At 65.8% G+C, this 18,097-nt stretch carries 14 protein-coding genes and 3 pseudogenes; 12 read left to right on the forward strand and 5 right to left on the reverse strand.

Translation table 11 applies throughout. From position 1 onward, the window contains the following. Positions 1–57 precede the first annotated feature (57 nt). Positions 58–1,254, forward strand: coding sequence for an acetyl-CoA C-acetyltransferase (locus tag QM699_RS01270; RefSeq protein WP_415009461.1), 1,197 nt, complete (start codon positions 58–60; stop codon positions 1,252–1,254). A 62-nt stretch (positions 1,255–1,316) separates the two neighbouring features. Here QM699_RS01270 and QM699_RS01275 read toward each other — a convergent pair whose 3' ends face one another. Further along, positions 1,317–2,315 carry a LysR family transcriptional regulator gene (locus QM699_RS01275; protein WP_415009462.1) on the reverse strand — a complete coding sequence of 333 codons (999 nt, stop codon included), beginning with the start codon at positions 2,313–2,315 and terminating at the stop codon, positions 1,317–1,319. Positions 2,316–2,698: 383 nt separating this feature from the next. Between QM699_RS01275 and QM699_RS01280 the strand changes: the two genes are divergently transcribed. The 11 genes from QM699_RS01280 (at position 2,699) to QM699_RS01330 (ending at position 15,453) form a co-directional block, all read left to right on the forward strand. Then, the gene (locus QM699_RS01280) at positions 2,699–3,862 is read left to right on the forward strand and encodes an acyl-CoA dehydrogenase family protein (protein ID WP_415009463.1); all 1,164 of its coding nucleotides are present in this window, start codon (positions 2,699–2,701) and stop codon (positions 3,860–3,862) included. A gap of 70 nt (positions 3,863–3,932) precedes the next feature. After that, positions 3,933–4,691 carry an electron transfer flavoprotein subunit beta/FixA family protein gene (locus QM699_RS01285; protein WP_415009464.1) on the forward strand — a complete coding sequence of 253 codons (759 nt, stop codon included), beginning with the start codon at positions 3,933–3,935 and terminating at the stop codon, positions 4,689–4,691. Beyond that, on the forward strand, positions 4,691–5,617 hold the full coding sequence (locus QM699_RS01290) for an electron transfer flavoprotein subunit alpha/FixB family protein (protein WP_415009465.1): 927 nt from the start codon (positions 4,691–4,693) through the stop codon (positions 5,615–5,617). Before QM699_RS01285 ends, QM699_RS01290 begins: the two co-directional genes overlap by 1 nt. Positions 5,618–5,786: 169 nt before the next feature. After that, positions 5,787–6,566, forward strand: coding sequence for an SDR family oxidoreductase (locus QM699_RS01295; protein ID WP_415009466.1), 780 nt, complete (start codon positions 5,787–5,789; stop codon positions 6,564–6,566). A 29-nt stretch (positions 6,567–6,595) separates the two neighbouring features. Beyond that, positions 6,596–8,632 (forward strand): FAD-dependent oxidoreductase, encoded by a 2,037-nt coding sequence (locus QM699_RS01300; RefSeq protein ID WP_415009467.1) that lies wholly within the window; start codon positions 6,596–6,598, stop codon positions 8,630–8,632. A 227-nt stretch (positions 8,633–8,859) separates the two neighbouring features. Beyond that, entirely contained in the window at positions 8,860–10,077 is a 1,218-nt protein-coding gene (locus QM699_RS01305) for an ABC transporter substrate-binding protein (protein ID WP_415009468.1), read from the forward strand. A gap of 24 nt (positions 10,078–10,101) precedes the next feature. Beyond that, entirely contained in the window at positions 10,102–11,865 is a 1,764-nt protein-coding gene (locus QM699_RS01310; RefSeq protein ID WP_415009469.1) for a flavin-containing monooxygenase, read from the forward strand. A 356-nt stretch (positions 11,866–12,221) separates the two neighbouring features. Continuing rightward, positions 12,222–12,443, forward strand: coding sequence for a helix-turn-helix domain-containing protein (locus QM699_RS01315; protein WP_415009470.1), 222 nt, complete (start codon positions 12,222–12,224; stop codon positions 12,441–12,443). Between the two features lie 32 nt (positions 12,444–12,475). Beyond that, a protein-coding gene (locus QM699_RS01320; protein WP_415009471.1) for an IS630 family transposase occupies positions 12,476–13,554 on the forward strand; the annotation gives its coding sequence in 2 pieces (ribosomal slippage) (positions 12,476–12,983 and positions 12,983–13,554; 1,080 coding nt in all). 226 nt (positions 13,555–13,780) lie between these two features. Continuing rightward, positions 13,781–14,838, forward strand: a protein-coding gene (locus tag QM699_RS01325; RefSeq protein WP_415009472.1) for an IS630 family transposase whose coding sequence is annotated in 2 segments (ribosomal slippage) — positions 13,781–14,261 and positions 14,261–14,838 — 1,059 coding nt in all. Because the reading frame shifts where the segments join, the coding sequence is not laid out codon by codon here. Positions 14,839–14,937: 99 nt separating this feature from the next. Beyond that, positions 14,938–15,453: a LysR family substrate-binding domain-containing protein gene (locus tag QM699_RS01330; RefSeq protein WP_415012662.1), complete on the forward strand. Its 516-nt coding sequence runs from the start codon at positions 14,938–14,940 to the stop codon at positions 15,451–15,453. Positions 15,454–15,460: 7 nt separating this feature from the next. Here the strand turns inward: QM699_RS01330 and QM699_RS01335 are convergent. The 4 genes and pseudogenes from QM699_RS01335 to QM699_RS01350 all read right to left on the reverse strand — a co-directional run. Next, a pseudogene (locus QM699_RS01335) lies at positions 15,461–15,589 on the reverse strand (DUF2274 domain-containing protein); the annotation flags it as partial. A gap of 2 nt (positions 15,590–15,591) precedes the next feature. Beyond that, entirely contained in the window at positions 15,592–16,692 is a 1,101-nt protein-coding gene (locus QM699_RS01340) for a TrbI/VirB10 family protein (RefSeq protein ID WP_415012663.1), read from the reverse strand. 150 nt (positions 16,693–16,842) lie between these two features. Beyond that, positions 16,843–17,253, reverse strand: a pseudogene (locus QM699_RS01345) (transposase zinc-binding domain-containing protein); the annotation flags it as partial. A gap of 42 nt (positions 17,254–17,295) precedes the next feature. Beyond that, positions 17,296–18,075: pseudogene (locus QM699_RS01350) on the reverse strand (tyrosine-type recombinase/integrase); the annotation flags it as partial. Positions 18,076–18,097: the final 22 nt, after the last annotated feature.

Below are 18,097 nucleotides of genomic sequence, written 5' to 3' on the forward strand. Positions count from 1 at the left end.
GGGGGCGGGCGCTGCCCCACCCGGTCACAACCCACCGTTTCATCGAAAGATAAGCCCATGCGCCGTGCCGCCATCGTCAGCCCGCTTCGCACCGCCGTCGGCGGTTTCGGAGGCGCGCTTCGCCCCGTCCCCGTCGAGGTTCTTGGCGGCACCGTCACCAAGGCGGTGCTGGAAAAGACCGGCCTCGACCCCGCGCTGATCGAGGACGTGGTCTTCGCCCAATCCTATGCCAATTCGGAAACTCCCTGTGTCGGCCGCTGGATCGCGCTGGATGCGGGCCTGCCGATCGAGGTGCCGGGCCTTCAAACCGACCGGCGCTGCGGCGGCGGCCTCCAGGCGCTGGTGACGGCGGCGATGATGGTGCAGACCGGCGCCTGCGACGTGGTGCTGGCGGGCGGCGTCGAGTCGATGTCGAACATCGAGTTCTACACCACCGACATGCGCTGGGGCCGCCGCTCGGGCACGACGCAGCTCTACGACCGGCTCGACAGGGGGCGCGAGCGGTCGCAGCCGGTGCATCGCTTCGGCTATATCTCGGGCATGATCGAGACGGCCGAGAACCTGGCCCGGAACTACGGCATCACCCGCGAGGAAACCGACGCCTTCGCCGCCGAAAGCCATCGCCGCGCCGCCGCCGCATGGGCCGACGGGCGCTTCGCGCAGGAGGTCGTGCCGGTCTCGGTCCCGCAGCGCAAGGGCGATCCGGTGATCTTCGCGCGTGACGAGGGCATCCGCCCGGACACCACCCCCGAATCGCTGGCCAAGCTGCGCGTGATCCAGAAGGACGGCACGGTGACAGCAGGAAATGCCGCGCAGCAGAACGATGCCGCCGCCGCCTGCCTGATCGTGGCCGAGGACAAACTTCAGGAACTGGGCCTGACCCCCATCGCCTTCCTGAACGGCTGGTCAGCGGTGGGCTGCGACCCGGCCTGCATGGGCATCGGCCCGGTGGGCGCAGTGGCCAAGGTGATGCAGAAGACCGGCCTCAAGCTCTCCGACATGGACCTGGTCGAGATCAACGAGGCCTTCGCGGTTCAGGTTCTGGCCTGCCTGAAAGGCATGGACTGGGACGACCGCGAGAAGCTGAACGTCAACGGCTCGGGCATTTCGCTGGGCCACCCGATCGGCGCGACCGGTGTGCGGATCATGACGACGCTGGTCCATGAGATGGCCCGCCGCGGCTCTCGCTATGGGCTGGAGACCATGTGCATCGGCGGCGGTCAGGGCATGGCGGCCGTGTTCGAGCGGGCCTGACGCCCGAGCCGCCCTAAGTGCGCAAGGCCCTGCCATGACAAAGGCAGGGCCTCCAACGTATCTCAGGCGGCGACGTTCTCTCTGCCGGTCGCCAGCATCCGCGCATTCAGACCGTAACGGTCGAGCATCTCGTTCATGATCTGCAACACGATCTTTTCCGTGCGCAGACTGATCATCGAAATCGAACGCGCGCGCGTGCGGATCATGTAGATGGTGCGCAGAAAGGTGGGGTTCTTGATGCGCACCAATGTCAGCTTTCTGGCATTGACCATTTCCGCCACCGCCGCATGCGGAAGAATGGTGTAGGCGCTGGCCCGGTTCACCATTTCCAGGATCCGGGGTAGCGAATCCAGTTCGATGACGATGTTGAGTTCCACGCCGTTCGCCTTGGCGAACTGGTCGATGCAAAGCCGCGCGGTATGAGGCGGGCTGGGCATGACAAGAGGCAGGCTGCCCAGTTGTGCGGCGTCGATGACATATTCGCCGTTCTCGTCGGCGGGCACGGGAATATCGTCAGAGGCCGCAACGAGGAACATTTCCTCTTCCATGACGGGCTCTGCCTGGAAGCCCGCGCTCGGCGGAGCAGTATAGACGAAGCCCAGATCGATCTTTTCCTGCTCCAGCCATTCCATGAGATGCCCGCTGAGTCCTTCTGAGATGTGCAGGCGGACATCGGGCATCTCGAGCCGCACCGTCTCGGTCAGGGGAATGCTGAGCAGATGGCTCAGCGAAGGGGGCAACCCGATCGAGACATTGCCGCGCAGATCGTTCACGATGCCGCGGATGTCGTCGGTCAGTGTCCTCGCGGCGCCGACCAGGATACTTCCCTCGCGCGCCAGATAATGCCCCGCCTCGGTCATCGTGATGCCGCGCGGACCGCGGATGGCCAGCTTGGTGTTCAACCGGGCTTCGAGACGCGCGATGTGTTCCGACAGGGACGGCTGTGCCAACCCGAGAGCATTTGCGGCCTTCGAGATCGACCCGTGCTTCGCGAGCATCAGGAAGTAGTGAACGTGCTTGATATCGATTTCCGGCATTCCGGCGTGGTTGACGTCCAGCATGGCATTCTCCCCCTTTGCGGCCGCCATTCTTTCCACAGGCGGGCCATAGGATTTATCTATACGCCTGTCCGGCCCTGGAAGCAACAAAGATACCTAACGTTTGTTTTGTACGGCTCCTGAGCGGACGTCGAGCAAAGGCCTTGGGATCATTAGCACAGTGGCCCGGCGGGAGATGCGTCCCCCTCGCTTTGGTTCACCGGCGGACATGACGGGCGGAGCCAGATGGAATCAGCCCCGCACCCGACGAGTGTGCCGGCCAAGGCCATAGGATGGGCCTATATGTTGTAAAATTTCAGAGGGTTTGACTTTCGTTCGCGCAGGGGAAATTTTCTGGCTCAAACTGAGCCGGCTTCCTCCCGACAGCATCAGCAGAAAACACTCTCATGAAAAAACACGTTGCAGACCAGCATCAGGATATCCGTGACGCCGTGCGCGCGCTTTGTGCGGAGTTCCCGGATGAGTATCACCGCAAGGTCGATGAGGCCCGCGCCTATCCCGAGGAATTCGTCGATGCGCTCACCAAGGCCGGATGGATGGCCGCGCTGATCCCCGAGCAATACGGCGGGTCCGGACTGGGCTTGACCGAGGCATCGGTCATCATGGAGGAAATCAACCGCTCGGGCGGCAACTCCGGTGCCTGCCACGGGCAGATGTACAACATGAACACGCTGATCCGGCACGGGTCCGAGGAGCAGCGCCAGAAATACCTGCCCAAGATCGCTACCGGCGAATTGCGCATGCAATCCATGGGCGTGACCGAGCCCACCACCGGCACCGACACCACCAAGATCAAGACCACCGCGGTCAAAAAGGACGGCCGCTGGGTCGTCAACGGCCAGAAGGTCTGGATCAGCCGCGTCCAGCATTCCGAGCTGATGATCCTGCTCGCCCGCACCACGCCGCTGTCCGAGGTCGCGAAGAAGACCGACGGCATGTCGATCTTCATCGTCGACGTGCAGGAGGCCATGAAGTCGGGCATGACCGTCCGCCCGATCCTGAACATGGTCAACCACGAGACCAACGAACTGTTCTTCGACAACCTCGAAATTCCCGAGGAAAACCTGATCGGCGAGGAAGGCAAGGGTTTCAAATATATCCTGACCGGGCTGAACGCCGAACGCACGCTGATCGCGGCGGAATGCATCGGCGACGGCTACTGGTTCACCGAGCGCGTGTCGAAATATGTCTGCGAGCGCAACGTCTTCGGCCGCCCCATCGGCCAGAACCAGGGCGTGCAGTTCCCCATCGCCGAGGCCTACATCGAGATCGAGGCGGCGAACCTGATGCGCTTCGAGGCCTGCCGTCTGTATGACGCGCATGAGGACTGCGGCGCGCAGGCGAACATGGCGAAATACCTCGCCGCCAAGGCGTCGTGGGACGCTGCGAACGCCTGTCTGCAATTCCACGGTGGCTTCGGCTTCGCCTGCGAATACGATGTGGAACGCAAGTTCCGCGAAACGCGGCTCTATCAGGTCGCGCCGATCTCGACCAACCTGATCCTGTCCTATGTGGCCGAACACGTCCTCGGCCTGCCGCGCTCGTTCTGACACGGGTCAACCGCGGGGCGGACGATGCCGAATGTCCAACTGCCGCTGAAGGTATACTAGGGAGATGCCAATGAAGGTCCTTGTGGCTGTGAAGCGGGTGATCGACTTCAACGTGAAGGCGCGTGTGAAGGCCGATGGCAGCGGGATCGACCTCGCGAACGTCAAGATGTCGATGAACCCGTTCGATGAGATCGCGGTTGAAGAGGCGATCCGCCTGAGGGAGAAGGGCGCGGCCTCCGAGGTGGTCGTGGTCTCGATCGGCGTCAAGCAGGCACAGGAGACGCTGCGCACGGCGCTGGCGATGGGCGCGGACCGGGCGATCCTGGTCGTGGCGGCCGACGATGTGTCGACCGATATCGAGCCGCTGGCGGTGGCCAAGATCCTGGCGAAGGTCGTCGAGGCCGAGGGTCCGCAGTTGGTTATCGCCGGCAAGCAGGCCATCGACAACGATATGAACGCCACCGGCCAGATGCTGGCGGCGTTGCTGGGCTGGGGTCAGGCGGCCTTCGCCAGCAAGGTCGAGATCGAGAGCGGGGCCGCGAAGGTCACGCGCGAGGTCGACGGCGGCTTGCAGACCATCGAGGTCCGGCTGCCCGCCATCGTCACCGCCGACCTGCGCCTGAACGAGCCGCGCTATGCGAGCCTGCCCAACATCATGAAGGCCAAGAAGAAGCCGCTGGAAGAGAAGACGCCCGCCGACTACGGCGTCGACGTGACGCCACGGCTCGAGGTGATCTCGGTGCGCGAACCCGAGGGCCGCAAGGCCGGGATCAAGGTCGGCTCGGTGGACGAGCTGGTGTCGAAACTCAAGGAAGCGGGGGTGGTCTGATGGCTGTTCTGTTGCTCGGAGAGGTCACGGACGGCGCGCTGAACCGCGATGCGACCGCCAAGGCCGTGAATGCGGTCAAGGGCCTCGGCGAGGTGACGGTGCTCTGCGCCGGGGCGCAGGCCCGCGCGGCGGCCGACGAGGCCGCGAAGATCGCCGGCGTCGCCAAGGTGCTGGTGGCCGAGGATGCGCGCTATGGCCACCGCCTGGCCGAGCCGACGGCGGCGCTGCTGGCGGCACTGGCGGGCGACTACGACCATGTCGCCGGTCCTTCGACCACGGACGCCAAGAACGTGATGCCCCGCGTGGCCGCGCTTCTGGACGTGATGGTGATCCCCGAAGTGTCGAAGGTGATCGACGCCGATACGTTCGAGCGCCCGGTCTATGCCGGAAACGCGATCCAGACGGTGCGTTCGCGGGACGGCAAGAAGGTCTTCACGATCCGCACCGCCAGCTTCAACGCGGCGGGGGATGGCGGCTCGGCGGCGGTCTCGGACGCGGCGCTGGCCGAGGATCCGGGGCTGTCGTCCTGGGTCGCCGACGAGGTGGCGGCCAGCGATCGGCCCGAGCTGACCTCTGCCGGGCGCGTCGTCTCGGGCGGGCGCGGCGTGGGCTCCAAGGAGCAGTTCGCGATCATCGAGGCGCTGGCCGACAAGCTGGGGGCTGCGGTTGGCGCGTCGCGAGCCGCGGTCGATTCGGGCTATGCCCCGAACGACTGGCAGGTCGGGCAGACCGGCAAGGTGGTAGCGCCTGAGCTTTATGTCGCGGTCGGCATCTCGGGCGCGATCCAGCACCTCGCGGGGATGAAGGACAGCAAGGTCATCGTGGCGATCAACAAGGACGAGGAAGCGCCGATCTTCCAGGTCGCCGATTACGGCCTGGTGGGCGATCTGTTCACCGTCCTGCCGGAGCTGACCGAAAAGCTCTAGGGGGCCAGCACGGGGAACCGCCAAAGCCCCCCGGCCCAGTGCCGGGTGGCTTCTTACCCCGATGAATTTTGGCACAGTAGTTCATCATCTTCCCGATGCCTGATGCGTGATCGCCCGGATCAAGGCTGGTCGGGGCGTCGGGGACGGCATCGAAAAAAAGGGTTGGGACATGGATCTTGGTCTGCGCGGCAAGCGCGTTCTTATCACCGGCGCATCGCAGGGAATCGGCGAGGGACTGGCCGAGGTCTTTGCCGAGGAAGGCTGCGACCTGCACCTGACCGCGCGCCAGGCCGACAAGCTGCAACTCCTGGCCGACCGGCTGTCGGGCGAACATCGCGTCACCGTCACTGTCCAGAGCGCCGACCTGTCGCTGCCCGAGACGGCGCAGGCCATCGTCGAGGCCGCGGGCGACATCGACGTGCTGGTCAACAACGCCGGCGCTATTCCCGGCGGCGATCTGTGGCAGGTCGACGCCGAAACCTGGCGGCGCGGCTGGGACGTCAAGGTCTTCGGCTATATCGACATGACCCGGCTGGTCTATGCCCGGATGAAGGCGCGGGGCGGCGGCGTCATCCTCAACAACATCGGCAATGGTGGCGAGAACCCCGATTTCCGTTATGTCGCCGGCTCGACCGGCAACGCGGGTCTGATGGCGTTCACCCGCGCCATCGGCGGGGCCAGCCTCGACGACAACATTCGCGTGGTGGGTGTCAATCCAGGGCCGGTGGCGACGAACCGGATCATGAAGATCATGATGTCCCGCGCAAAGGAGAAGTGGGGCGACGAGGGGCGCTATACCGAACTGATGGCCGATTATCCGCTGGGCCGCGCCGCCTCGGTGCGCGAGGTCGCGGACCTGTTCGCCTTCCTCGCCTCGTCTCGGTCAGGCTATACTTCGGGCGCGATCTTCACCGTCGATGGAGGCATCACCTCGCGCCGATCCATCTGAACCCACGGCAGCATCCAGGCGGAGCCCAGATGACGACCCGATACAAGCACGCCATGTCGCCCCTGCAAATCGGGCAGGTGACGATCCCCAACCGGGTGGTGCGGACCGCGCATGGAACGCTGTTCTCGCGCGGGGATGTCACGGACGTCCATACCCACTACCACCTCGCGCGGGCCAGGGGCGGGGCCGGGCTGTCGTTCGTCGAATGCTCCTCGGTCCACCGGTCCTCGAACTTCTCGCTGACCATGACCGACGACGCCTCGATCCCGCCGCTGCGCCGGCTGGCCGACACGATCCGGCCCACGGGGATGAAGCTGTTCGCGCAGCTCTGGCACGGCGGCCAGGTGGAGCCGGCGCCGAACGGCGGGCCGCCCTGGTCGGTCACGACGCTGCCGGGGCGCTATTCCCGCATGCGGCCCATCGCCATGTCCACCCGCCAGATCGCGGAGCTGGTGCGCGCCTATGGCGACGCCGCGGTGCGCCTGGCCGAAGCCGGGCTGGATGGCGCCGAAGTCCTCGCCGGCGCGGGCTATCTGCACTCGCTTGTCCTGTCGCCCGTGCTGAACACCCGCACCGACGCCTATGGCGGCAGCTTCGAGAACCGCGTGCGCTTCCTCGAGGAGGTGCTGACCGAGATCCGCTCGCGCGTGCCCGCCTCCTTCGCCCTCGGCGCGCGGATGGGGTCGAGTTCCGACCAGTCGCTGCTTTCAACCGCCGATGTGAACCGCGCGATCCTGCATCTCGAAGGCAAGGGGCTGCTCGACTACATCAATGTCACGCAGGGCGACTATTTCTATCACGTCGAGCGCTACGCGGCGATGGACAAGTCCGTCGGCTACCAGATGGACGCCGTGCGCGAGACCTTGAAGGGCGTCGGCATCCCCCGGCTCGTGACCGGCCGGTTCGGCACGATGGACGACGTCGAGCAGACCCTGCGGGCCGGCGACGCCGACATGGTCAGCCTCGTCCGCGCGATGATCGCCGACCCCGACCTGGTGCGCAAGGAAGTCGAGGGCCGCGGGACCGAGGTCCGGCCCTGCATCGGCTGCAACCAGGGCTGCATCGGCGGGCTGTTCTCGGGTCGGATGAGCTGCGCGGTGAACCCGACGGTCGGGCTTGAGGGGATACTGGGCGAGGATCTGATCGTGCCCGCGGCCGAGCCGCGCAAGGTCGTCGTGGTCGGCGGCGGCCCAGCGGGGATGGAGGCGGCGCGGGTCGCCGCGCTGGCGGGCCACAAGGTGACGCTGTTCGAGGCCGCGCCCGATCTGGGCGGGCAGATCAACCTGGCCAGCCACCTGCCCCACAACCACGGCATCGGCGATATCGTGAAGTGGCAGGAGCGCGAGATCTTCCGCCTCGGCGTCGAGGTCAACCTCTCGAGCTATGTCGAGGTGGACGAGGTGCTGGCCCTGAACCCGGATATCGTCATCCTCGCCACCGGCTCCATGTCGGTCGGCGCCGAGGAGCTGGTCCAGACCGCCGCGCCGCATCTGGAAGTTCCCATCGACGGCGCGGCGCAGGTCCTGACCCCGGAGGATCTGATCGTCGGCAACCACCGCGACCTGGGCAAGACGGCCGTGGTCTTCGACGATGTGGGCCACTACGAGGCCATCGGCTGTTGCGAGCACCTGCTGGAACAGGGGCTGGACGTCACCTATGTGACGCGCCACACCACATTCGCGCCCGAGATCGACAAGACCGGCCGGGCGCAGGCGGCGTTGCGGCGCTTTTACCGGATGGACGGTTCCCACGACCACGGCAACGCTCCGGTGAGTTTCCGCATCTGCGGCAGTTCGCTGATCACCACGATCCGCAAGGGCGAGGTCGAGTTCCGCCCCCTCGACGGCATCCACCCCGAGACGGTGCCAGCCGATACCGTGGTTCTGGTCACCTTTCGCGAAGCGTTCCGCGAATTGTGGGACGATTGCGAGGCGGCGGGCGTCGAGGTCTATGCCATCGGCGATGCGCTTTCCGCCCGCGACCTTGTCGTGGCGATCCGCGAGGGGCATCTGTGCGCGCGGTCCATCGACAACCCCGACCTGATGGCGCGCTGGAACAACATGTAACGATCCGCCGCAAGGAAATGCGCATAAGGGGTATCGGCCAAACCGTTGGCCTGACGTACACCCCGCAATTGCCTTGCGGGGACGCGGCTTGTATTTTTCCGGGCAACCCGTCGTCGTCGACAATCGTCAGAGCCGGCACCGGACGAACCGCCCTGCATCGACATGAGGCTGCGCGCGGATTCGGGATGTGGGGAGCAGACGCACATACCCGTTTCAAGGAGGAACTGATGGAGCACCGGAATCGGATTCTTCGCGCCTTGGCGGCAGCGGCGGCATGTTCGGTCGTGATGACCGCTGCCGCCCATCCGCAGGATGGCGTGGTCAAGGTCGGCGTGCTGACCGACATGGGCGGCACCTTCGCGGATGTGGCCGGGCAAGGCTCGGTCACCGCCGCGCAGATGGCGATCGAGGATTTCGGTGGCAAGGTCCTCGGCAAGCCGATCGGGCTGATCTCGGCCGACCATCAGGCCAAGCCCGACGTGGCCATCGCCGTTGCGCGCCAATGGTATGACACCGAGGGTGTCGATGTCATCGTCGATCTGCCCAATTCTCCCGCTGCGCTGGCGGTCCAGAACCTGGCGAAGGACAAGAAGAAGATCACCATGATCTCGGGCGGGTCGACCGAGGCGCTGACGATGGACCAATGTTCGCCCTATGGCGCCAACTGGACCTTCAACAGCTATTCCAACGGCAAGGTGCTGGCATCCGCGCTGGCGACGCCGGATTCGACCTGGTATTTCCTGACCGTGGACAATATCGGCGGCCATTCGCTGGAGGAAAGCCTGACGCGCTTTCTCGAGGAAGCCGGCGCCAAGGTCGTCGGCAGTTCTCGCCATCCGCTGAACACTTCGGACATGGCCTCCTATCTGCTGATGGCCCAGGCATCGGGGGCCGAGCATATCGTCTTTGCCAATTCCGGCACCGACCTGGTCAACGTGATGAAACAGGCGAGGGAATTCGGCCTGACCGGCGGCGCGCAGCAACTGGCGACCATGGTGATGTTCATCAGCGACCTGAAGGGCGTCGGCCTGGACACGGCGGCAGGCATCATCTTCCCGACCAGCTTCTCGCCCGAATCCAGCCCCGAGGCGGGGGAATGGGCGAAACGCTTTCTCGAGCGTCGGAAGGCCGCGCCCAGCGATGTGCAGGCCGGCGTCTATTCCAGCGTGCTGCATTACCTCAAGGCGGTCGAGGCGGCCGGCACGGACGATGCCGATGCGGTTATGGCCAAGATGCGCGAACTGCCGGTGAACGACACCTTCGCCAAGAACGGGGTATTGCGCGAGGACGGCCGCATGGTTCACGACATGTATCTGGTGCAGGCCAAGACGCCCGATGAATCCGAAGGCCCCTGGGACCTGGTCAAGCTGGTCAAGACCATTCCGGGTGACGAGGCGTTCCGCCCGCTTTCGGAAAGCACCTGTCCCCTTGTGAAGGCGCAATGATGATCGGCCGGGCCACCGCATCCGTTGGCGGCCCGTCCGGAACACGCCGCGAAGAAGGCCCGTCCGCTTTCCCCGCGGCGCCGCCCACGGACTTCGGCCGGGGACACGGGCAGCACATTCACATCGAAAGGACGTATTGCAATGACTGGGAATGACACAGCCAGAACTCACGTTGACGTCGTCGTGGTCGGTGCTGGCTTCGCCGGAGTCTATTCGCTTCACAAGCTGCGCGGCATGGGGCTTTCGGTTCGCGGCTTCGAGTCGGGCACCGATGTCGGTGGAACCTGGTACTGGAACAAGTATCCGGGCGCGCGCTGCGACGTGGAAAGCATTGAATATTCCTTCGGATTCTCCGACGAGATCCAGCAGAAGTGGGACTGGAGCCACCGCTTCTCATTCCAGCCCGACATCCAGCGATATATCTCCCATGTCGCGGACAAGCTGGATGTCCGCAAGCTGATCGACTTCAGGACCAAGATCGTTTCGATGACCTATGACGGGGACAGCCAGACCTGGACCGTCACCACCGACAAGGGCGAGGTCATCACCTGCCGCTATTGCGTGATGGCGACCGGCAACCTGTCGATTCCGCTGTTCCCGGCCATCCCCGGTCTCGACAGCTTCGAGGGCGAGAAATACCACTCGGGCCGCTGGCCGGCGGAGAAGGTGGATTTCACCGGCAAGCGCGTGGCGGTCTTCGGTACCGGCGCGACCGGCATCCAGATCGTCCCCGAGGTCGCGAAGGAAGCCAGCAAACTCTACGTCATGCAGCGCTCTCCCAACTTCTCGCTGCCCGCCGGCAACCGTCCGCTGAGCAAGGAATACCTGGACGGGGTCCGCAAGACCTATCCCGACCTGCGCCAGCGCGCCAAGCACCACGTCTTCGGCACGGCGGCGATCCCGGAACCCACGCAATCGGCACTGGAACTGTCCGAGGATGAACTGTTCCAGAAGTTCGAGGAACTCTGGGCCAATGGCGGCAGCATCAACTTCCAGATGGCCTTCACCGACTTCATGCGCAACGAGGAGGCCAACAAGCGGCTCTCCGACTATGTGCGCTACAAGATCCGCCAGACGGTGAAGGATCCCGAGACCGCCGAGAAGCTCTGCCCGAAGGATCACCCCATCGGATCGAAGCGGATCTGCATCGACACCGACTACTACGAGACCTTCAACCGCGACAATGTCGAGCTGGTCAGCCTGCGCGAAAACCCGGTCGTCCGCATCACCCCGCACAGCATCGTGTTGCAGGATGGCGAGATCGAGGTCGATGCGCTGGTCTTCGCCACCGGTTTCGACGCAGTGACCGGCTCGCTGACCAATATCGACATCACCGGGAGGAACGGGCTCAAGCTGGCCGACAAATGGGGCAAGCGGCCCTCGTCCTACCTGGGTTTTGCCATCGCCGGCTTCCCGAACATGTTCCTGATCACCGGCCCGGGCAGCCCGGCGGTGAAATCGAACATGGTGCTGTCGATCGAGCAGCATGTCGATATGATCGGCGAAACCATCGCCTACATGCAGAAGACCGGCAGCGGCGCCATCGAGGCTCAGGTCGAGGCCGAGGACAAATGGGTCGAGTACGTCACCGAGGTGGCGAACCAGACCCTCTACGTCAAAGCTGACTCCTGGTATACCGGCGCGAATGTGCCCGGCAAGGCGCGGATGTTCGTGCCCTTCGTCGGCGGCGCGCAGAACTACCGCAAGATCTGTGAGGACGTGGTGGCGGACGGCTTCCGCGGCTTCACGCTGGAACCGGAATCCACACCCGAAAAACGCTCGGCCTGAACGAAAAGGCATAACCGTCCGCCGAAGCTTTCAGGTGTTGATCGGCGTGTCTACTGACCCCATTTGGGCGTCCAAGCGTGACCCTTATTCTGACCTACACTCTTCTGGAAGACCCGGGATTTGGAGGCCGATGTATGGGGTCACGGTTCGGAGCCGATAGGGGTCATCCGACGGCGCCGATCCACATTGCAGCCAGCTAACCCAGGGTTGATGGAGAAAAGTTTTAGAATAGACGCAAATAAATCCATGTATATACACGGATTAACTCAATCATTGTTTAAAATTTCTCTGAGGCGGTGGTTTTTTGATTGGGGAAGATGTCGCAACTTGAATATTGATAGGTAAGTATTTTTTCCGTGAGCCTATACGCCTTGCGAGTATTCATCACATGTTGTGAGACTAGGAGTTTCCGCCAGGCGGGGGATCGGCTGCGAGTCCAAGAATCGAGCGTCAGCAGACGCATTCGTGACCTTGAGGCCGGCCTAGGAACGCCCCTCTTTTTTCGTCGCGCCAGTGGCGTAATACCACCGGCCGCGCTTTCTGACTCTCTTGGGATTCCCAATTCGGCTGATCTCTGACTCACTGCGGTCGAGGCAGGAGGAGGCTGGGGATGTCAGCGGCGGTGCAGGTGACAAGAAGGGAGCTGACGGCGGCGGAGCTGAGGCGCGCGGCTGTCAGGAGCCGGGATGCGAAGGCGGCGCGGCGGATGCTGGCGATCGCGCTGGTACTGGAGGGGGTCGATCGGCAGACCGCGGCGGAGACCTGCGGGATGGACCGGCAGACGCTGCGGGACTGGGTGCACCGCTACAATGCCGAGGGGCTGGCGGGGCTCTCGAACCATCGGGGCGGGGCGCAGCCGCGACGGCTGTCGCCGGCGCAGATGGCCGAGTTCGCCTCCTGGGTGGAGGCGGGTCCCGACCCGGCGCCCGTTCCAGTGGGGGACGGGGTGGTGCGGTGGCGGCGGCAGGATCTCGGGCGACGGATCGCGGAGCGGTTCGGGGTGGAGGTGCACGAGCGGACGGTGGGCAAGTATCTGGCGGCGCTCGGCTACCGGCGCCTGTCGGTTCGTCCGCGGCATCCGAAGACCGATCCCGAAGCCCAGGAGGGGTTTAAAAAAGCTTCCCCGACGCGGTAGCCGCGGCGCTGCCCGAGGCGGCACGGGGCAAGCCGCTGGAGATCTGGTTCCAGGACGAGGCAAGGGTCGGCCAGCAGGGCACGCTCACCCGCATCTGGGCGAAGCGTGGCACCCGGCCAAGGGCGCCGCGCGACACCCGCTTCCAGTGGGCCTACATCTTCGGCGCGGTCTGCCCGGATCGCGGCGTGGCGGCGGGCCTCGTCATGCCCTTCGCCGACACCCCCGCGATGAACGCCCACCTCGCCGAGATCGCCGGCGCCGTCGCGCCCGGCACCCACGCCGTGCTCGTCCTCGACGGTGCCGGCTGGCACGGCGGAGGCGGCCTCGTCGTCCCCGACAACATCTCCCTCCTCGTGCTGCCGCCCTACAGTCCCGAACTGAACCCCGTCGAGAACGTCTGGCAATACCTCCGCGCCAACTGGCTCGCGATCAGCGTCTTCGACGACTACGACGCCATCGTCGATGCCTGCTGCGACGCATGGAACCGCTTCGCGACACAGCCAGCAGTCATCGCATCGATCGCATCAAGGGAGTGGGCGAAGGTCAATCCATAAGGCCGGTGGTATAACACTCACGTTCGCGGGGCAGCGTTTGCTCCCAAGAGCGCAGGCGATCCTTCGCCACGTGGTCGAAGCCACTGAAGAGGTGGCGTCAATCGGTCGGTCCAAAGAAGGATTTGTCCGGATTGGAGTTATACCAGCGCGCATAGGTCCTGACTCACGCGGGGGATTCCCCTGAGGGCGTTGTCGTGATTCATCATGGAGAACGAAGGGGTTTTCCATGGCGGCAGCGATCGGGCTTCGGGGTGATCTGGATGGTGACGATCTTCGCCGGCTGGCGCGGGACAGCCGGGATGCGAAGCAGGTGCGTCGGCTGCTGGCGCTGGCGGTGATCGCGGAGGGCGGCACGCGGACGGAGGCGGCGCGGGTCGGCGGGGTCGGGCTGCAGATCGTGCGGGACTGGGTGCTGCGGTTCAACGCGGAAGGCCCGTCGGGGCTGATCGACCGGCATGCCCCCGGCAAGGCGCCGACACTGACGGCAGAGCATCGGGCGGCGCTGGCGCAGGTGGTGGAGGCGGGACCTGAGCCCTGGCGCGACGGGGTGGTGCGCTGGCGGCGGATCGACCTGGTGCAGTGGCTCTGGGAGGCGTTCCGGGTGTCGGTGAGCGAGGCGACGGTGGGACGGGAACTCCGGGCGCTCGGCTTCCGCAAGCTTTCGGCGCGGCCGCGGCACTACGCCCAGGATCCGGAGGCGGCGGCGGCTTTCAAAAAAGTCTCCCGGAGCGCGTGGCGGAGGTCCGCGCCGCGCATCCCGGCAAGCGCATAGAACTCTGGTTCCAGGACGAAGCGCGGATCGGGCAGAAGAACAAGCTCACCCGAAGATGGGCGCGGCGGGGCGCCCGACCGCGGGCGCCGCACGACCAGCGCACCGCCTGGGCCTACATCTTCGGCGCGATCTGCCCGGCCGAGGGCAAGGGCGCCGGCATCGTCATGCCGTTCTGCGACACGCCGGCGATGCAGACGCACCTCGCGGAGATCAGCACCGCGGTGGCGCCGGGCGCCCACGCCATCCTCATCCTCGACCAGGCCGGCTGGCACCTCGCCCGCGCCCTCATCGTGCCGAAGAACATCACCATCCTGCCGCTGCCGCCCCGCTCGCCCGAGCTGAACCCGGTCGAGAACATCTGGCAGTTCATGCGCGACAACTGGCTCTCGAACCGGGTCTTCAAGGGCTACGACGACATCGTCGCCCACTGCTGCGCCGCTTGGAACGACCTCGTCGACCAACCCTGGCGCATCCGATCCATCGTCCGTCGGGACTGGGCGCAAGGGTTCTGATCAATGCGGGTTGGTATTACTCCCCCTCTCGCTTCGGGGATTCTTTCAAAGCTTCTACATAGGTTCCCCCTAGAGAGCAAGATATTTTAAATCGAAGTACTGGACGGAAGTTCTAGTAATCTGTTCGCGATCGACAACCAGAGAGTAGACGTAGCGTTCCTAGCAGATACGTCGACGTCTCTGGATTGCGATGCCATGAAGCTCTGGTCAGAGCGCGTCATCCTAACCGTTCCGAAGGAACATAAGCTCGCCAAGATCGACGAAGTCCGCTGGAACGATTTGCTCGATCAGACCCTTCTCGAAACCGACCGATCGGGCAATGAGGAACTCGGGCTTCGCATTCGGATGCGCTTCGAGGAAGCAGGCAGATATCCGCATGTCCGCTCGCATAGCATAGGACAAGAATCCCTCATCTCCCTCGTGGCGATGGGATGGGGTTTGACGCTCGTCGCCGAAGCAATGACCGCCCTGCACGTCCCTGGTATTGTGTATCGTCCAATGGTCGACGAAGCGGTCACTTTCAGCGCCGTCTGGTTACGGGAGAATAGCAATCCTGCGCTGCGACATCTACTGGCGATGGCAAGAGCTATGTCAGCCGTTCATGCGGCCCGGTGACCGGAGCGGCCCCATCGGTCTCGCGCGCGAGGATCTCTGCATAAGCGAGGAGGTCCCGGTGGAGCACCGCCGGCAGTTCCACCGTCACCTTCACCGGCTTGTCGTCCGCGATTGGCCCGAGCTTCAGCTTCACCATCGTCACCCCTGCGCCGGTCCGCGTACCAAATCCCTCGTGACGATCACCCGGAGCGGGAACCCTGGCCGGATCGTCAACGTCGGCTTCACGTCGAGCTGGCGCCGGACGATCTGCTGCCCGGCGTCGTTGATGGTATCCGGCGCTCCGTCGCGCAGCGCCCGCGTCAGACGATCGCCATCGTCGGTCGCGAGTTCCGCGCCGGCGCCGAGCAGCGCCGAGAGCGCTGCCGCCGCCGCCAGGTTGCGCCAGTGATAGTCGACCCCGTCCTCGAGCCCGGCATAGCCTCTCGGATCCGCCCCCGGCAGGCGTTCGAGGACGATCGAGCTGCCGTCGGGATAGATCAGCCGGTTCCAGACGAGGAGCACCCGCCTCTGCCCAAAGCCGACGTCGCTCGAATACTCGCCGATCAGCCGGGCGCCCTGGGGGATCAGCAGGATCTGCCCGGTCGGGCTGTCGTAGACGCTCTCGGTGACCTGGGCGACGACCTGGCCGGGCAGGTCCGAGCGGATACCGATGATCAGCGCGGCAGGGATCACCGCCCCGGCCTGCAGCAGGTAAGGCGACGCCGGCGCGGCGATCCGGTTCGGCGCGACGGTGCGCCGATCGACCGGCCCGTCGAGGAAGGCGGCCTGGCTGCCCTGCATCGACGCGCCGCCACCCGCCGCTGACCCGGCGCCGCCGAACCCGAGACCTACGCCGGACGTCGCGCCCGCGGACATGCCCCCCGTGGGTCCCGTCGCGAAGAACACCTTGCTGACGCGCGCGGCCTCCTCCTCCGCGAGCCGCCGCTGCTCCGCCGGATCGACCTGCGGAGCCAGCGCCGCCGGCGGCCGGGCCTGGGCGTTCAGGATCGGCTCTCCGAGATCGCCGGGCAGCGGCGGGCCGAGGACCGGCCCGGTATAGTCGCGCGGCAGCCCGGCCAGCCCGTCGGCGCGGGTGCGGTTCTCGGTCGAGTAGAACTCCGGTCCGCCGCCCTCGCGGTGAGGGGCCTGCAGCGCGTAGATCAGCGAGGCGCCGACGCCGATCGAGGCCGCGAGGCCGAGTCCCGCCAGCACGCGGCGCAACAGGCGGGTGACGCGCGGCGGCTCCGCGCGCAGGCGCATTGGCGCGGCGAGGCCGGGGGCGCCGGTCGCCGTCTCGGTTTCTTCGGCACTCCGCCCGGGCGCGGCGTCGGCATGGAAGGCGCCGCTGGCGCGCGGCGTTCTGCTCGGCGCCTTGCCGTCGGTGCGGACGATGCGCACGGTCTGCTGCCGCCGGCCTTCGGCAGCGATGACGCGCAGGGTCTCGGCGGCGGCGCGGAACAGGATGGCGTAGACCGCCGCCCTGTTCTGGAACGCGATGGCCGCCACGGGGGCCGGCAGGGTGAAGACGACGTGGAAGTAGGGAACCGGCAGCAGCTCCGCACACCGCGCCGCCACCCAGGCCGCCCGCGCCGCTCCCTGGCACTTCGGGCAGTGACGGTTGCGGCAGGAATTGTAGGCGATCGCGGTGTGGCCGCAGTCGGCGCAACGACGGACATGCCCGCCGAGCGCCGCGGTGCGGCAGGCTCCGATTGCGCCCATCGCCCGGCGCTGGTCGCGGTCGAGGTGCTCGCCGCGCGTGGCGCGGAATGCCGGGCCGTGGCGGCGGAAGACATCCGCCACCTCGAGGCGCAGCTTCTCCAGCGGGTTCGCCGTCCGGCCGATGAGACCCTGCGAGACATGGGTGTAGCGCGCCGTCGTCGACAGGTGCGCGTGCCCCAGCAGCACCTGGATCACCCGGATGTCAACGCCGCTCTCCAGCAGGTGGGTGGCGAAGCTGTGCCGGAGGATATGGACGGTCACCTTCTTGTCGATCCCCGCCGCCGCCCGCGCCGACCGGCAGGCCGCGTGCAGCGTCGTCGGCTCGATCGGGCGGGTCGCGTCGCGCCCCGGAAACAGCCAGTGCGCCGGGCGGGCGAGCCGCCAGTAGGTCCGCAGGATCGCCAGCAGCTGCGCCGACAGCATCACGTAGCGTTCCTTGCCGCCCTTGCCGTGCTGGATGCGGATCATCATCCGGTCGCTGTCGATGTCGGCGATCCTGAGGCCCGTCACCTCCGAGACGCGCAGGCCCGCAGCGCAGGCGGTCGTCAGCGCGGCGCGCGCCTTCAGCCTCGGAACGGCCTCGAGGAACCGCACCACCTCATCCGCGCTCAGCACCACCGGCAGACGCCGCGGCTCGCGAGCGTAGGCGATCCGCTCCGGGATCTCCGCCATCTCCAACGTCACGCCGTGGAAGAACCGCAGCGCCGCCACCGTCTGGTTCAGGCTCGCCCGGGCCACGCCCTTCGACGCCAGGTGGACCTGCCAGGTGCGTACGTCCTCCAGCGTCAGCGTCTCGGGAGATCGACCGAAAAACCGGCTGAACTTCGATACCGCATGAACGTAGGATCGCTGCGTCGCCGGCGAGAGATTGCGGATCGTCATGTCCTCGATCATGCGGCGGCGCAGAGGACTGGTCTCGGCCATCGGAAGCTCCTGTCTGGAAAGG

Origin of the sequence: Amaricoccus sp. (assembly GCF_047602525.1) — a bacterium.
GTDB lineage: Bacteria > Pseudomonadota > Alphaproteobacteria > Rhodobacterales > Rhodobacteraceae > Amaricoccus.

Excerpts from the sequence above, each read along its gene's own strand:
- QM699_RS01270 (WP_415009461.1), top strand. The coding sequence starts at position 58 with ATGCGCCGTGCCGCCATCGTCAGCCCGCTTCGCACCGCCGTCGGCGGT.
- QM699_RS01275 (WP_415009462.1), bottom strand. The coding sequence starts at position 2,315 with ATGCTGGACGTCAACCACGCCGGAATGCCGGAAATCGATATCAAGCAC.
- QM699_RS01280 (WP_415009463.1), top strand. The coding sequence starts at position 2,699 with ATGAAAAAACACGTTGCAGACCAGCATCAGGATATCCGTGACGCCGTG.
- QM699_RS01285 (WP_415009464.1), top strand. The coding sequence starts at position 3,933 with ATGAAGGTCCTTGTGGCTGTGAAGCGGGTGATCGACTTCAACGTGAAG.
- QM699_RS01290 (WP_415009465.1), top strand. The coding sequence starts at position 4,691 with ATGGCTGTTCTGTTGCTCGGAGAGGTCACGGACGGCGCGCTGAACCGC.
- QM699_RS01295 (WP_415009466.1), top strand. The coding sequence starts at position 5,787 with ATGGATCTTGGTCTGCGCGGCAAGCGCGTTCTTATCACCGGCGCATCG.
- QM699_RS01300 (WP_415009467.1), top strand. The coding sequence starts at position 6,596 with ATGACGACCCGATACAAGCACGCCATGTCGCCCCTGCAAATCGGGCAG.
- QM699_RS01305 (WP_415009468.1), top strand. The coding sequence starts at position 8,860 with ATGGAGCACCGGAATCGGATTCTTCGCGCCTTGGCGGCAGCGGCGGCA.
- QM699_RS01340 (WP_415012663.1), bottom strand. The coding sequence starts at position 16,692 with ATGCGCCTGCGCGCGGAGCCGCCGCGCGTCACCCGCCTGTTGCGCCGC.